General features: G+C 41.2%; 18 protein-coding genes and 3 pseudogenes. 2 read left to right on the top strand and 19 right to left on the bottom strand.

Features of this window, described 5'->3' with window-relative positions:
- Nucleotides 1-15: 15 nt before the first annotated feature.
- Nucleotides 16-255 carry a DUF6061 family protein gene (locus tag NBH03_RS14705; RefSeq protein WP_107001876.1) on the top strand — a complete coding sequence of 80 codons (240 nt, stop codon included), beginning with the start codon at nucleotides 16-18 and terminating at the stop codon, nucleotides 253-255.
- Nucleotides 256-316: 61 nt separating this feature from the next.
- Here the strand turns inward: NBH03_RS14705 and NBH03_RS16160 are convergent.
- From NBH03_RS16160 to NBH03_RS14775, 14 genes and pseudogenes are all read right to left on the bottom strand, one after another.
- Nucleotides 317-460: pseudogene (locus NBH03_RS16160) on the bottom strand (ArsR family transcriptional regulator); the annotation flags it as partial.
- A gap of 135 nt (nucleotides 461-595) precedes the next feature.
- Nucleotides 596-1,306, bottom strand: coding sequence for a 2Fe-2S iron-sulfur cluster-binding protein (locus NBH03_RS14715; protein WP_330371261.1), 711 nt, complete (start codon nucleotides 1,304-1,306; stop codon nucleotides 596-598).
- Nucleotides 1,303-2,847 (bottom strand): FAD-binding protein, encoded by a 1,545-nt coding sequence (locus NBH03_RS14720; protein ID WP_015512812.1) that lies wholly within the window; start codon nucleotides 2,845-2,847, stop codon nucleotides 1,303-1,305. The genes NBH03_RS14715 and NBH03_RS14720 overlap by 4 nt, the downstream gene beginning before the upstream one ends.
- Complete coding sequence (locus NBH03_RS14725) at nucleotides 2,844-3,383, bottom strand: hypothetical protein (protein ID WP_009203875.1); 540 nt, start codon at nucleotides 3,381-3,383, stop codon at nucleotides 2,844-2,846. Before NBH03_RS14725 ends, NBH03_RS14720 begins: the two co-directional genes overlap by 4 nt.
- A 10-nt stretch (nucleotides 3,384-3,393) precedes the next feature.
- Nucleotides 3,394-3,912, bottom strand: a complete 519-nt coding sequence (locus NBH03_RS14730) for a DUF6921 family protein (protein ID WP_008703789.1) — start codon at nucleotides 3,910-3,912, stop codon at nucleotides 3,394-3,396.
- 16 nt (nucleotides 3,913-3,928) lie between these two features.
- Nucleotides 3,929-6,052, bottom strand: coding sequence for a heavy metal translocating P-type ATPase (locus NBH03_RS14735; protein ID WP_250800013.1), 2,124 nt, complete (start codon nucleotides 6,050-6,052; stop codon nucleotides 3,929-3,931).
- Nucleotides 6,053-6,111: 59 nt separating this feature from the next.
- The gene (locus NBH03_RS14740) at nucleotides 6,112-6,471 is read right to left on the bottom strand and encodes an ArsR/SmtB family transcription factor (RefSeq protein ID WP_015512809.1); all 360 of its coding nucleotides are present in this window, start codon (nucleotides 6,469-6,471) and stop codon (nucleotides 6,112-6,114) included.
- 69 nt (nucleotides 6,472-6,540) lie between these two features.
- Nucleotides 6,541-6,891, bottom strand: a complete 351-nt coding sequence (locus tag NBH03_RS14745) for a hypothetical protein (protein WP_250800014.1) — start codon at nucleotides 6,889-6,891, stop codon at nucleotides 6,541-6,543.
- Nucleotides 6,892-6,898: 7 nt separating this feature from the next.
- Nucleotides 6,899-7,195, bottom strand: a complete 297-nt coding sequence (locus NBH03_RS14750) for a hypothetical protein (RefSeq protein WP_005334864.1) — start codon at nucleotides 7,193-7,195, stop codon at nucleotides 6,899-6,901.
- Nucleotides 7,196-7,204: 9 nt separating this feature from the next.
- Nucleotides 7,205-7,441: pseudogene (locus NBH03_RS14755) on the bottom strand (DUF6017 domain-containing protein); the annotation flags it as partial.
- A gap of 235 nt (nucleotides 7,442-7,676) precedes the next feature.
- Complete coding sequence (locus tag NBH03_RS14760; RefSeq protein ID WP_250800015.1) at nucleotides 7,677-8,585, bottom strand: radical SAM mobile pair protein B; 909 nt, start codon at nucleotides 8,583-8,585, stop codon at nucleotides 7,677-7,679.
- Nucleotides 8,573-9,262 carry a radical SAM mobile pair protein A gene (locus tag NBH03_RS14765; protein WP_250800016.1) on the bottom strand — a complete coding sequence of 230 codons (690 nt, stop codon included), beginning with the start codon at nucleotides 9,260-9,262 and terminating at the stop codon, nucleotides 8,573-8,575. Before NBH03_RS14765 ends, NBH03_RS14760 begins: the two co-directional genes overlap by 13 nt.
- Nucleotides 9,259-9,696: a radical SAM mobile pair system MarR family transcriptional regulator gene (locus NBH03_RS14770; RefSeq protein WP_250800017.1), complete on the bottom strand. Its 438-nt coding sequence runs from the start codon at nucleotides 9,694-9,696 to the stop codon at nucleotides 9,259-9,261. The genes NBH03_RS14765 and NBH03_RS14770 overlap by 4 nt, the downstream gene beginning before the upstream one ends.
- Nucleotides 9,697-9,839: 143 nt before the next feature.
- Nucleotides 9,840-10,172, bottom strand: coding sequence for a winged helix-turn-helix transcriptional regulator (locus tag NBH03_RS14775; protein WP_008373705.1), 333 nt, complete (start codon nucleotides 10,170-10,172; stop codon nucleotides 9,840-9,842).
- Nucleotides 10,173-10,312: 140 nt separating this feature from the next.
- Here NBH03_RS14775 and NBH03_RS14780 point away from each other — a divergent pair, with 140 nt between their 5' ends.
- On the top strand, nucleotides 10,313-10,666 hold the full coding sequence (locus NBH03_RS14780; RefSeq protein WP_020993869.1) for a cupin domain-containing protein: 354 nt from the start codon (nucleotides 10,313-10,315) through the stop codon (nucleotides 10,664-10,666).
- Between the two features lie 106 nt (nucleotides 10,667-10,772).
- Here the strand turns inward: NBH03_RS14780 and NBH03_RS14785 are convergent, their stop codons facing one another.
- The 5 genes and pseudogenes from NBH03_RS14785 to NBH03_RS14800 all read right to left on the bottom strand — a co-directional run bounded on the left by NBH03_RS14785 (nucleotide 10,773) and on the right by NBH03_RS14800 (nucleotide 12,938).
- A complete protein-coding gene (locus NBH03_RS14785) occupies nucleotides 10,773-10,919 on the bottom strand; it encodes a hypothetical protein (RefSeq protein ID WP_215689801.1) in 147 nt (48 codons plus the stop codon).
- 77 nt (nucleotides 10,920-10,996) lie between these two features.
- A pseudogene (locus NBH03_RS14790) lies at nucleotides 10,997-11,686 on the bottom strand (ABC transporter permease); the annotation flags it as partial.
- A 31-nt stretch (nucleotides 11,687-11,717) separates the two neighbouring features.
- A complete protein-coding gene (locus NBH03_RS16235) occupies nucleotides 11,718-11,840 on the bottom strand; it encodes an IS3 family transposase (protein ID WP_442872340.1) in 123 nt (40 codons plus the stop codon).
- On the bottom strand, nucleotides 11,830-12,594 hold the full coding sequence (locus NBH03_RS14795; RefSeq protein ID WP_250800018.1) for an IS3 family transposase: 765 nt from the start codon (nucleotides 12,592-12,594) through the stop codon (nucleotides 11,830-11,832). The genes NBH03_RS16235 and NBH03_RS14795 overlap by 11 nt, the downstream gene beginning before the upstream one ends.
- 41 nt (nucleotides 12,595-12,635) lie before the next feature.
- Nucleotides 12,636-12,938: a helix-turn-helix domain-containing protein gene (locus tag NBH03_RS14800; protein WP_250800019.1), complete on the bottom strand. Its 303-nt coding sequence runs from the start codon at nucleotides 12,936-12,938 to the stop codon at nucleotides 12,636-12,638.
- Between the last annotated feature and the right edge of the window lie 148 nt (nucleotides 12,939-13,086).

Raw genomic sequence — 13,086 nt, forward strand, 5'->3', positions numbered from 1 at the left:
AGGAGATTTGATACGATGAGAACAATATTTGCAGAATACAATCCCAAGCGCAACAGTATTGATGTTTATACCTCTGTTGGCTATATGCTCCGCATTGACTGTTGGGAAGCTGAAAAGGACTTAAAAACCACATCAGGATCAGACTGTGCATTAAACGCACTCGCCATTGATGATCCTCTTGAATATGCAAGATTATATCTTGATGGAAATTTGCAGATGTGGGTAGATGCGGAAGACTCATTAGATATTTTTTAAATTTTAAACAAATACAACAATTTAAATAACTATTAGCTACAATATTTCCGGAAAATTCATCATGGGATAAAGTTGGCTGGGTAATTTCAAATCTTTCCAAAAGTTTACACCCGCACTTTTCTCCATCCGACAGCATCTGTACAATTTCCAGCCGGTTCGCATCGCCCAAAGCCTTGCATATCAAAGCCACATCCATTGCATTCATATTGACACCTCACATTGATCATTGTCTATGTTCAACATAATATATACATAGATATTTGTCAATGTATGTATTTTAAAAAAGAGACTCAAGTTTTTGATTCTCTTCATACATTCATTATAGCTTTTATCATCCATTTTATTTGCCCCAAACAGCCGCTGCATTCGACCTTACAAGCAGTTCTTCCACAGGCAGACCAATCGGACAAATATCATGACAAGATAACGACTTCCCGCATCCTTCAAAAAATTTCTTCTTATATTCAGCAGAAATCTCATTCAAATGAGTGCTTTCCTGTTCTTCATTCAGAATCCGAAATGCGTTGACTGCAGCAACAGTGCCTGCGAAAGTCCTATTTGCAGAGAAGTTAGGACACACTTCAAGGCAACAGCCACACATCAGACAGCGTGCCGACTGGTATCTCGGTTCATGTGTCCGCGAACTCATATAAGCTTCACTTTCAAGCCAAAGGTTCAGTTTTTTCAAATTTTCAAACAGATTTGACCGGTCAACGATCAAATCTCTTACAAGCGGAAATTTGCTTAAAGGTTCCAAGGTGATTGTAGAACCTTTTAACGTATGTAGAAATGTAGAGCATGCCAGCCTCGGACGTTCGTTAATCAGCATGGCGCAAGCCCCACATTTTCGCACCATGCAGCTACATTCCCAGCTGATGGGAGTAACTATATTTCCTGAGTTATCTTTCAAAGGGGTTCTACTGTTCAATTCCTTTAGAACAGTGGCAACAGAGCTGTTTTTGCTTCCGTCATACTCAAATTCCTGCCAATAACTGTCTGATTTCTGACTCTCCTGCCGCCTGATTCTTATTTTATATACCAAGTGAATCACCGCCTTTCTGGAACAGGTACAAAGGAAATCTGTATCTGCTTTCCATTAAATCTAGCTACCGTTGTTTTAAGGTAATCATCGTCATTGCTCTTCGGATAATCCTCCCGCCAGTGTGCACCACGGCTTTCTTTTCTTGCAAGAGCACTCTTTAGAACTGCCATGCCAAGCAATGGAAGATTTCCTGTCAGCGCTTGTACCGTTTGAATCCCATTTAACAACGTATTCTCATTTCTGACAACGCCCATAGTCTCCTGCATCACTTTGTTTAATTGCTTTATTTCTGAAATTTGAGACGCTGGTGGAACATCTATCTGTGTCGCACAAGATAGCTCTACTACATCTGCCTGTTCGCATGCTGATTTTGCCGCAACACGTCCTCCGTATAACGCTCCTAACAGAGAATTTCCACCAAGACGGTTGGCACCATGATATTGGGCACAGCATTCTCCGGCAGCGTAAAGATTCTGAATCGGCGTTCTGTGCTGCTCATCCACCAGAATGCCTCCCATAAAATAGTGAATTCCCGGTAAAACAGACACCGGTTCCTTTCGTATATCTTTATGCAGATAGGTCATACAATCGTCTGCCAGACCAGATAGCTTATTTGAAATAATCTCCTCCGATATTTCCGTCATGTCAAGAAATACCTCTGATTCATGGCTGACCTTCCATATCTCTCTGGCGGTAATATCTCGTGGCATCAGATTTCCAAGCTCAGGGTATTTTTCCTCCATGAAATACCATTGTTTTCCATCTTTCATGGCAAACAACCTGCCACCTTCCCCTCTGGCCGCCTCGCTGATGAGCATGCGTTTTCCACCACATTTCACAGTTGTCGGATGATACTGGATCATCTCGCCATTTGCCAGAGGAACACCAAGCCGGAACAATTCTGCGGTGACTTCTCCTGTATTGCTCAGCGAACCCGTTGTATTTCCAAACAATCCGTGCATACCACCGGTGGCAACAATAACCGCATCCCCCGGTAATTCCACAGTCTCCTGACTGTATTCATCCCTGATTACGCAGCCACAACAAATATTGCCACACAGACGAAGTGTTAGGAAAGAATGATGGCTGAACCGTTCTACCATACCAGATGCTTCTTTCCTGCGAACAGCGTCTATCATAGCTGTCATGATCTGCTTCCCGGTATCGCTCTGTGCAAAAGCAGTCCGTTTCTTTTTCTGCCCGCCAAAATTCCGCAGATCCACATCATCATAGCCACTCATGTTAAATTTAACTCCAAGTTTTAACAGCCAGTGCACCAGCTCCGGTGCTGCCTGTGTCATTCCCCAAACTGCATTTGGATCTGCCAGACCACATGCTGCCTTTATTGTATCTGTAAAATGTTCTTCGGGACTGTCGTTTTCATCTTTTGTATTCAAAGCTGCGTTGATACCGCCCTCCGCCATAACAGACTGTGCCCGCTCTGACGGAAGGGAGGAAACCAGTTTTACATTGCATCCATTTTCCGCTGCCTGCAAAGCCGCTGAAAGTCCTGCCAGTCCAGCACCTATAATAATAATTGTCTTACTCATAGATATTGCCACCCAATATAATATAAAATAACCGCTCCCGCTATAAAAAGAAGAAGCACCGAAAGGATCAAATAAATATCACTCCTTCGTTCTTTATAACTGATGATTCCCAGTGATACGAGCAATGGGCGGATATTGATAAAAATATGAACAAAGATTGCCGCTACGAACAAAAGCTGAGTTACCATCTTTACAGTTGTAAAAGGGAACAAAATATATGTCCCATTCTGCACCTTTCCAAACAAGCCAATATGGAATAACAGGAGAATCAGTATTGCCATCCCACTGGCTCGTCTCGCCCAAAATATGACGTTTTGTTTCAGATACATTTTTCCTGATTGCTTCGCTGTCTGTAAACTCTGAACTGTCAGGATGACACCAATCACCGTATGCACAACAAGAATACCAACACCAATCCATGCAAGAAGTTTCCCGGCACTACTTCCAACTCCGTTCAGCATAAAGCTGCCCATGATTCCATGAATCATAAAAATGAGAAGCATTAAAACAGACAAAATCGTATTCCATTTTCTCATAAATTCCCGCTCACCTCATTTCTTCGCTGTCCATGATCATATAGTCCATCTGTGTTAGCGTTGTAACGTCAATAAAATCATCCGATGCCAGGAATACATCATACTTTCCACTTACCACTCTTGATAGCATCATTGTGTTACTGTACTCTTTCAGATCTACGGAGAAACCGGCCTGTTTCAACCTGTCACAGAGTTTCTTAGCATAACTGACAAGCGGATAATCCGTCTCAGATACATATAACCGAAAACTAATGTCCGTTTTCATGAGATCTGTTTCATTTGTTTCCGAATCGTCCAGTGCCAATTCTTTTAATTTATTCCGGGTGTTCTCGTTGTCGAGACCATCTGACATCATATTAATACCGAGAACATAAGAGCCTTCCAACTGTGCGGAGGCTTGAGCCGCCTTTTTTGACTTCGGTGTTGCTCCTGTGACTGCATCAATCATAGAAGGCGGTGAATGTAAAATGACACCAAAACCTACAAGAAAAACAATCGTAACAACTAACAGAATCAGTTTTCGTTTCACATTTCCACCTCATTTCCTATTTTTTCAAAATTCTCATTGCGTTCAAAACAGCAATTATGGTAACGCCTACATCACCAAATACAGCTTCCCACATTCCCGCAATACCAAGAGCGCCAAGAATCAGGAACACACTCTTAATCCCAAGAGCAATCACTATATTCTGCATGACAATCTGTTTTGTCGCTTTTGCTACTTCAATCGCGTCCACCAGCTTAGACGGTTCATCTGTCATCAGAACTACATCTGCTGCTTCAATGGCCGCATCCGAACCAAGCCCACCCATTGCAATACCAACATCTGCACGGGCAAGGACAGGAGCGTCATTGATACCATCACCAACAAAAGCCAATTTGCTTCCCGGTCTCTTTTTACCATCTAAAAGCTCAACCTTTTCCACTTTTTGGTCAGGAAGCAGCTGTGCATAATATTCATCCAACTGCAATTCTTCTGCAACAGACTTCCCAATTTTTTCATCATCACCGGTAAGCATGACTGTTTTTTCCACGCCGATATGTTTCAGGTCAGAAATTGCTTTTTTACTGTCCGGCTTCACTTCATCTGTTATCAAAATACATCCTGCATATTGACCATCTACAGCCAAATAAACTTTTGTACCTGCTTTTTCACCGGTTGTGTACTCTATACATTCTGTATCCATAAGTTTCGTATTGCCAGCAAAAACTTTCTTTTCCCCTGCCATTACACTGATTCCATATCCTGAAATTTCCTTATAATCAGAAATCACTGACTGATCCATTTCTTTTCCATAAGCAGCAAGAATGGATTTTGCAATAGGATGGTTAGAAAAACTCTCTGCCTCTGCCGCATACTCCAGAACCTGTTCTTTTGAAAATCCATTTGCAGGTAAAATATCCGTCACATTGAAAACACCTTTTGTAAGTGTTCCGGTTTTATCGAACACAATAACGCTGACATTATTAAGTGCCTCTAAATAATTGCTTCCTTTTACAAGAACACCTCGTTTAGATGCTGCACCAATGCCGCCGAAGAAAGTCAGCGGGATTGAAATAACCAATGCACATGGACAAGATACCACAAGGAAAACAAATCCTCTGCGAATCCACTCTGTCCAGCCTCCGCCAAGAATGATCGGTGGCAGAATCGCCAGAAAAGCTGCTAAGATTACAACCACAGGTGTATAATAACGTGCAAATGTAGTAATAAAATTTTCTGTTGGTGCTTTTCGGCTTGACGCATTTTCCACAAGATCAATAATCTTTGAAGCCGTAGATTCACCAAATGCTTTTGTTGTCTTAATCATTAAGACACCCGTCTGATTCATACAACCGGAAAGTGCTTCGTCTCCTTTATGAACACTTCTCGGAACTGATTCTCCTGTTAAGGCCCTTGTATCCAGCATAGAATCTCCATCCAATACCACACCGTCTAATGGAATTTTTTCACCAGGCTTTACAATAATAATCTCACCAATGGAGACATTTTCTGGAGATATGGTAATCAATTCCCCATTTCTTCTTACTGTAGCAGAATCTGGACGTATATCCATTAAGTCTGATATAGATTTTCTGGAACGCTTAACAGCCAATGACTGAAAAAATTCACCTACCTGATAGAATAACATAACAGCAACTGCTTCTGGATATTCACCAATGACAAAAGCCCCAATCGTAGAGACACTCATCAAAAAATGTTCATCAAATACACGCCCCTTTGAAATGTTCCTCACAGCCTGCCATACAACATCTCCACCAAGAATAACATAAGAAACAATGAGAAAAGCTAACTCGATAGGCAATGGCACTTTCGCAAAAACAGTCAATGCCATACCAATGGCATAGATTGCTGCACCAATCGCTAAACGAACTGTCAACTTCTTATCCTCATTGTTATAGGATTCATTGGCCTCCTGCTTTTTTTCCGGTATATAAGATTCCTGTACATTTTCAGAAACTTCCACATCTGGCTCATGGCTATGAACAATCGTTTCAATCTGACTGGCTATCGTATCTGCGGATGTCTGAGCAACATTGATTGTAAGCGTCTGCTTCATCAGATTTACCACTGAGGATTGCACTCCATCCAACTCTCCGACTTCTTTTTCAATTTTTGCGGAACAATTTGGACAATCCAACCCTTTTAATAGAAATATGCGTTTCATGATAATCTCCTTACAATTTGTTTAGTTGTTCAATTACTCAACTATAATGTTAAAAAATATTATTTCTGCCAAAGATGCTCAAATCCCTTGTCAATAATCTCTTTCACGTGATCATCTGCCAGCGAGTAGTAAACTATCTGTGCTTCTTTACGGAATTTTACCAGATTCGCTAGGCGTAATGCCTTTAACTGATGCGAAATTGCAGATTTTGTTACCCCCAGTAGCACTGCAAGATCACATACACACATCTCACTCTGTTCTAGAGCGTGTAAGATTTGTACTCTAGTTCCATCTCCAAATAGCTTAAACAAAGAAGCCAACTGGATATAATCATCTTTTGGCTGCATCTTGGATTTCACATCATTCACAATATCCTCATGAATTACATCGCAATTACAAATATAAGACGTTTTTGACATATATTCACCTCCAAATAATAATAGTTGAACAATTACTCAACTATTATTATACTTATTTTTAAATTTATGTCAATAAGCTGATGTTAGTTCCCCATAAATTTTACAATTAACACCAGCTCTTTTCTGCACATACACCCAACAGGCAACGCTACTGGCTTCTGATACAATGTCAGCTATGGTTTTGCGCATAAGCTCTTCAAATTCAGCAATTTCTTCTTTTGGAACAACATCATACAGTGTTGGCGCCTGATGACTTAATTTTACGCCATTTTCATTTGCATCTTTAAGCAGATTCTTAACTTTTTCTCTTGAGTTCTCCGGTACTTTCATGTACTCCCAGATAAATGCTACCACATCGGACGGTGTGTCTTTTTTTAGTGGTGGTAACTGAATATAATCATTGTTTTCGCTCATTTCCATATTCTCCTCACGATATAATAAAATCAATAATACGTTCTCTTGTCATGTCCAGTACAGTATCTACAAACACTCCTGCAAACAGGATCAGATACAGAATTACACTCAGCGAAAATAGAAATGCAACCTGTACCCAGTCATGATAACAGTATGCAGTCGCTATAATCAATAAAGTGAATATAAATCCAAGGATCCCTCTGACAACCGCATAAGTCTGTACTGTCATTTTTACTGCCAGGCCGATCACAAAAAGGATCAACCATACCGGCAGTAATAAGATCTTCCCAGCAAGTTTTAAAATAAACATGTGCACCTCCTATCTTACCAGTCCTGGCATATCATGGTTCACCTCTGCCTGATAATACCCGTTCATCGTTGACGGTGCATTAAACAGAGCTGCTAATAAATATTTCTTGATGTTCTTCACCTTTGTGGTGTTACCACTCATACAGTGCAAGACATACTCGATATGTGAATAGGTCAGCATCAGAAATTTTTTCTTCACCAGTGATGCCGGATACCAGTTGCTGGCAATCAAGATCTTGTTTTCTCGACTTTGCATTTACTTCATCAGGCTTCAATGGCATGTTCTTCTCCGACCACTCCGAAACAAGCTCCGGGTGTACTTCTGCTAAACTGTTATTCATAGCCAAACCTCAACCTCCTTGTGCTTAGAGTATATGAAGTTTTGGCTTTATCTTGTAGTTTGCGAATATCCGTATAAATAGAAAAAGCCCTTTGAGAAAGGGATTTCTCCTCTCTCAAAGGGCAAGTTGGCAAACTTGAAGTTAGCGATTTCTTTTTCCGGTATTCTCTGTCCCACGGGTTTCCTCATGATAGAAATAATCTACGATCACCGGATGCCCCTGCGGGACTCTGCCATAAGGCATTTCATTATCCACAAAGGCACAATCATACTTCTTAGCCATTTTCTCAGCTTTTACTTCAAGTGCTTCAAAGTAGCTGCGGTTATGCTTGTTATAGATCTCGTCGTAAAGTGGTACAAGATCAGGATATTTTCCGGCGATATAATCCATAATTGTCTTTTTGAAACCGCCTCGAAGATTGAGATTTTCGAGCCAGAACAGATCGCACTGATTCTTTACCCGCTCAAAGATTGCTTCAAAATCCGTGATACCGGGGAATACCGGGGATACGAAACAGACTGTACGGATACCTGCCTCATATACCTGCTTCATAGCAGCGATACGGTGCTCAATGCTCGAAGCAGAATCCATATCGTTCTTGAAATTTTCATCTAGTGTGTTGATCGACCATGAAACGGTTACACGTCCAAGCTTCTTCAGCAGATCAATATCCCGTACCACAAGATCCGACTTTGTGCAGATCAGAATATCTGCGTCACTGCCGATCAGCTGCTCCAGAAGTTTTCTGGTATTCCCGAATTGCTCCTCCTGTGGATTGTAGCCATCTGTCACAGAACCGATGACCACCCGCTGTCCGGCATATTTCTTCGGATTTTTAATTTCCGGCCAATGCTTCACATCAAGGAAAGTGCCCCATTCCTCCTTGTGCCCGGTAAAGCGCTTCATAAAAGAAGCATAGCAATACTTGCAGGCATGTGTACAGCCCACATAGGGATTGACCGAGTAACCGCCTACCGGCAGACTGGACTTGGTCATGATGTTCTTTGTTTCCACCTCACGAATGAGGATTCCATTTATTACTTCTTCCATGATTTCTGTACCTCTAACACTTTATTAAATTCTTCCGGCATTTCCTGAATCATATTTTCATCCCCTATGATAGGGACAAGGTCTTCCTTCATAAACACCGGAATGCCGAGTGCGTGTGCCTGATCCGTCAGAGACCATGCCCATTCCGGCTCCGTATGAATCTTCCTGCTCTGAGCCCCGGTCATAGTGCCGACAACGATCCAGTTGATTCCGGAAAGGTCAACTGTACCGGGATCATCGAATAACGGTTCAAAGGTAACATGGTAATGCTTTGCTCTGATGTTTTTCCGAAGGGCGTCGATACGCCACAGTTCGGCTTTCCTCGTCACCGTAACGCCAAACCATGCGTTTTCCAGATCGGTATCAAAATCCAGTAAATCAGGTCGCTTGGTAAGGAACAGGAACTGATGTTGTGGATTTTCACGGATCTTTGCAAATACCTCGTCTCTCCATTCCGGCTTCCATCCGGAGAGATCGCTCATCCCGGTAAGAAGAAAGTTCTGCGGACGTTTCTTTTCCATCATCTTGAGCTTACCCGGAAAGAATTCAGGGTCAGCGAAGTCATCAATCATATGCCAGCGTTTCACGTTGTTGCGGGCATAGCAATATATACATCCCACTGTGCAGCCGATGACGATATTCATGTTCTGAATCTGATCTTTGATACAAATACTCATGACTTCTGCCACTCCTCAAGATTCTTTCTGATGCGGTCGAGGCATTCCTCAAACCGGGTAATTTCTTCCTCTGAAAAACCTTTGTAGTAAATACTGCCCATCTCATCAGATACAGAATCGTACTCGCCCTTTAAGGCATGTGCTTTCTCAGTCAGAAACAAGAGCGTTTTCCTTTTGTCCGTTTCAGACTGAACACGGCTTATCAGCCCTTGATTTTCCATTCTTTCCAACATCGTAGTAAGAGATGTTATCGCTAATCCGCATTTAGTCGAGAGTGACCTGATTGAAATACCATCCTTCTGCCACAGCACATAAAGAATACGCCCCTGGGCTCCATTAAACGCATCAATATTCTTTTCACTGAGAATCTTCTCAAAAATCCGGTCACCAAGTTGTTTTATTTTTGTGACAAGAAATCCGCCATTTGTTTTCATACAAAATCTCCTATATAGTAGTTTATAAAAAACATACTATATAGGAGATTTATTGTCAAGAGCTTATATGTCTTAATAGGTAAATTCCGTTTTTCTCAATTCTCCAGACTGGAATTGTTCAAGCTTTTCAAATACTAACGTCCTTAATTTTGTTCAATAATTGATTTATAGTAGTTACCAAAGTCAGCAAGTGAATTAACAATTGGAAGCATTTTTGTTCCGAGTTCCGTTAAGCCGTATTCAACTCTCGGTGGCTGCTCATGGTAATCGTGGCGATATGCCAGCCCATCACTCATCATTTGTCTTAAACTATCTGTCAAAACCTTTTGTGAAATACCATCTATACTTCGTTGTAGCTCATTAAATCTCCATGGACGCTCTTTCAAGTTACGCAAAATCAGCAGTTTCCATTTTCCTCCGATAAGAGATACTGCTGTTGCAACTGGGCATTCCGGTAATTCTTCTTTTGCTCGCATAATTCTCACCTCCGAGTCTATTGTAACACATTCATTTTTGAGTGTACAGTTACAAAAAGGTGCGTACTTGTTTTTGTATGTGTCTCACACTATACTAATACCAAGCAACCAGAAACTACAAATTAACTATGGAGGTTATTATGGCAAATTACACAAAAACAACTATTGGAAAAGAAAACCGAATTGAGCTGCATGAAAAGTTGTCTTTAACAGGTGCAGAAATCAGTTTAAACGAACTACCTGCAGGAGCAAATGTCCCATTTGTTCATTCTCATAAAGAAAATGAAGAAATCTATGGAATTCTTTCAGGTAACGGCAAAGCCATAATTGATGGAGAAGAAATTAGCCTTTCAACTGGAGACTGGCTAAAAATCGCACCTACTGCAAAGCGTCAGTTTTTTGCATCCGATATTTCTGGAATTACTTATATCTGCATTCAGGTAAAAGAAAATTCTCTGGAACATTTTACAGCAGAGGATGCCGTAATCGGCTAATTAAAAGTATTTATTTACACAAATGCACAGTTCACGATAAGCTAAGAACTGTGCATTTCTTTTTTGTTCAATATTACGTTTTCTCAATTTTTCAAACAAGAAGTTATCAGTGATTATCTTTTAGAAAACAGTCAATTACAGCGACGCCAAATCCAAGAACACCTAGGACATATCCCCAAAAATTATTTGTTGTCACAGCAATTCCTAAAGGTATTATTGCAATCCCCAATAACTCAATCTTAATTCCTTTCATCGCAAATACCTTCGTTACAAACTAGAAGTTATCTATTTCTCCTCTTCGTTAAGACCTAGTTCATTACATATTACTTGCTATCCCTGATACCTTATTCTTTCTACCAGCGTTTCCTTTTTCAGATTACTGCTTAAAACGCAGGAAAGTACAATCTGCAACAGACCGACCAAAAAAATCATAATAAAAATTGGTACGATTGGAACATGATAGATATTCATTCCAAATATTCCATTATGTTTTGCATAGGAAAAAAGTGCATAGCCGAGCGGCAGACCAATGATCAAAGCTACGCATATGGTACCAACCGTAAAAATCAGTCCCTGTAACTGCAGACATAAATTTAATTGTTTATTTGTCATACCCACAGCCTGTAATATACCATATTCCTGCTTTTTTGTCGTAATATTCATGATCATGGTATTCGCCATATTCATAAACCCGATGAGTCCTACAATAGCCATAAACAGATAACAGCCAAGCTTCATCATGCTGCTTGCAAATTCGGCAGATTGTAACTGCGCATGATAAGTATCCATTTTTATATGCGAAGTATTAGAAATCAAAGTATTCAGACTTTGTTCTACAGATGCAACATCTTTTTTATCACATTCCACCCACAGATAGCCATAGGCTGTTCCTCTCGGATTCATGGAACGATATACACCTTCCGGAATGACAAGATAAGTGTCCGCACTTACAAAAGATCCTGCAATCTTTCCCTGATAGGTATAGGTTCCACTTCCATTCTCAAAGTCAAATGCAGCTGAAGTAGTCAATAGTTAGTAGACACAAAATTTCTTATGCCACCAGTTCTGTTCTATACGGGACAGGTGGTTTTCCTTTTAGTTTGCGGACGGGTCGTTCATTGTTGAAATAGTAGATTGCCTGCTCAATGGTAGATCTCAGATCATCACATTCCAAGTAACGGAAGTGTTTGCGCAGCGTGTCCTTGAATCGCCCCCCAAAAGCTTTCCATAACTGCGTTGTCGCGAGGGTTTCCGGCCCTCGACATACTTTGAATTACATTGTATTCTTTAAGCAGGTTACAATAACCTGCGGATGAGTACTGGACACCTTGGTCGCTGTGCAAAAGGACTTGGTGTTCGGTGCTCATTTTTCTTTTCAGAAGGCGCTCTGCCGGCTTCATAACGAGGAAATTGTCAAAAGTATCGCTGAGTTCCCATTCCAGAATCTCGTTGTTGAACAGATCCAAATAGCCTGCAAGATAATACCACTTGCCGTTATGTTTGATGTAAGTAACATCCGTCACAATCTTCTGCATAGGCTTCTCTGTTTTGAATTTTCTGTTCAGTACGTTGGCATAGCGGATGTGTTCTAAGTTGGCTCCTGTGGCCGTAGCTTTCCTGCGCCTGGTGTATCCGTGGATTCTCAGTCGCTTCATTGACTTCCAAACAGTAGGATTACTGACGATCCAACCGAATTCAAGGTACAGCTTATCCCTGATCTGGCGGTATCCCATCATTGGGTGGTGGGAATGGATGTCCAGGACATAACTATCCAGTATTTTATGTGTTTTCTCATACCGGTTTAACTGTCCTGCTCGCTTCAGCCACTTGTAGTAGCCGCTGCGAGAAACACCGTAGATTTCACAAAGTTCGCTGACAGAATGTTTGTCTGTCTGCTTTTGAATCTCGGCATACATCTCTCGGATCATCTTTTTCGGGCATCGCCCCCTTTTCGTTCGTTCCGTTTTTTTTAACGAAGCACCTCCGCCTCTTTCTTAACCAGCTCTCGCTTCAGCAGTTCGATCTGGTATTGCAACTGCTCCTCGTAGGTCAGTTCCTTCCGGCGCTCATATCGAGATAAAGGATTCCCGGGTTTCTTCTTAACTTCCAGCCCGGCTTCACCTTCTGCTAGATACTTTCTGGTCCACTCTTGTATTAACCGATGACTGCATCCTGTTTCTCTTTCGAGCGACCTTGAAGTTTCTCCTGCTAAATTCCTCTTTACAATAGCTAACTTTTCTTCTTTGCTTCGCATCGTGTATTTACCAGCCATATTGCCACCTCCATGTCTATAATAGCAATCGAGTAGGAGAAAATTCCTCTTGATGAGGAATTTTCGACCTCTCACACCACCGTGCGTACCGTTCGGTACACGGCGGTTCAATCAACTTAACATGTAACACACCTTTCAGTGTAATAAT

Origin of the sequence: Coprococcus intestinalis (assembly GCF_023656595.1) — a bacterium.
Taxonomy (GTDB): domain Bacteria; phylum Bacillota; class Clostridia; order Lachnospirales; family Lachnospiraceae; genus Coprococcus_A; species Coprococcus_A intestinihominis.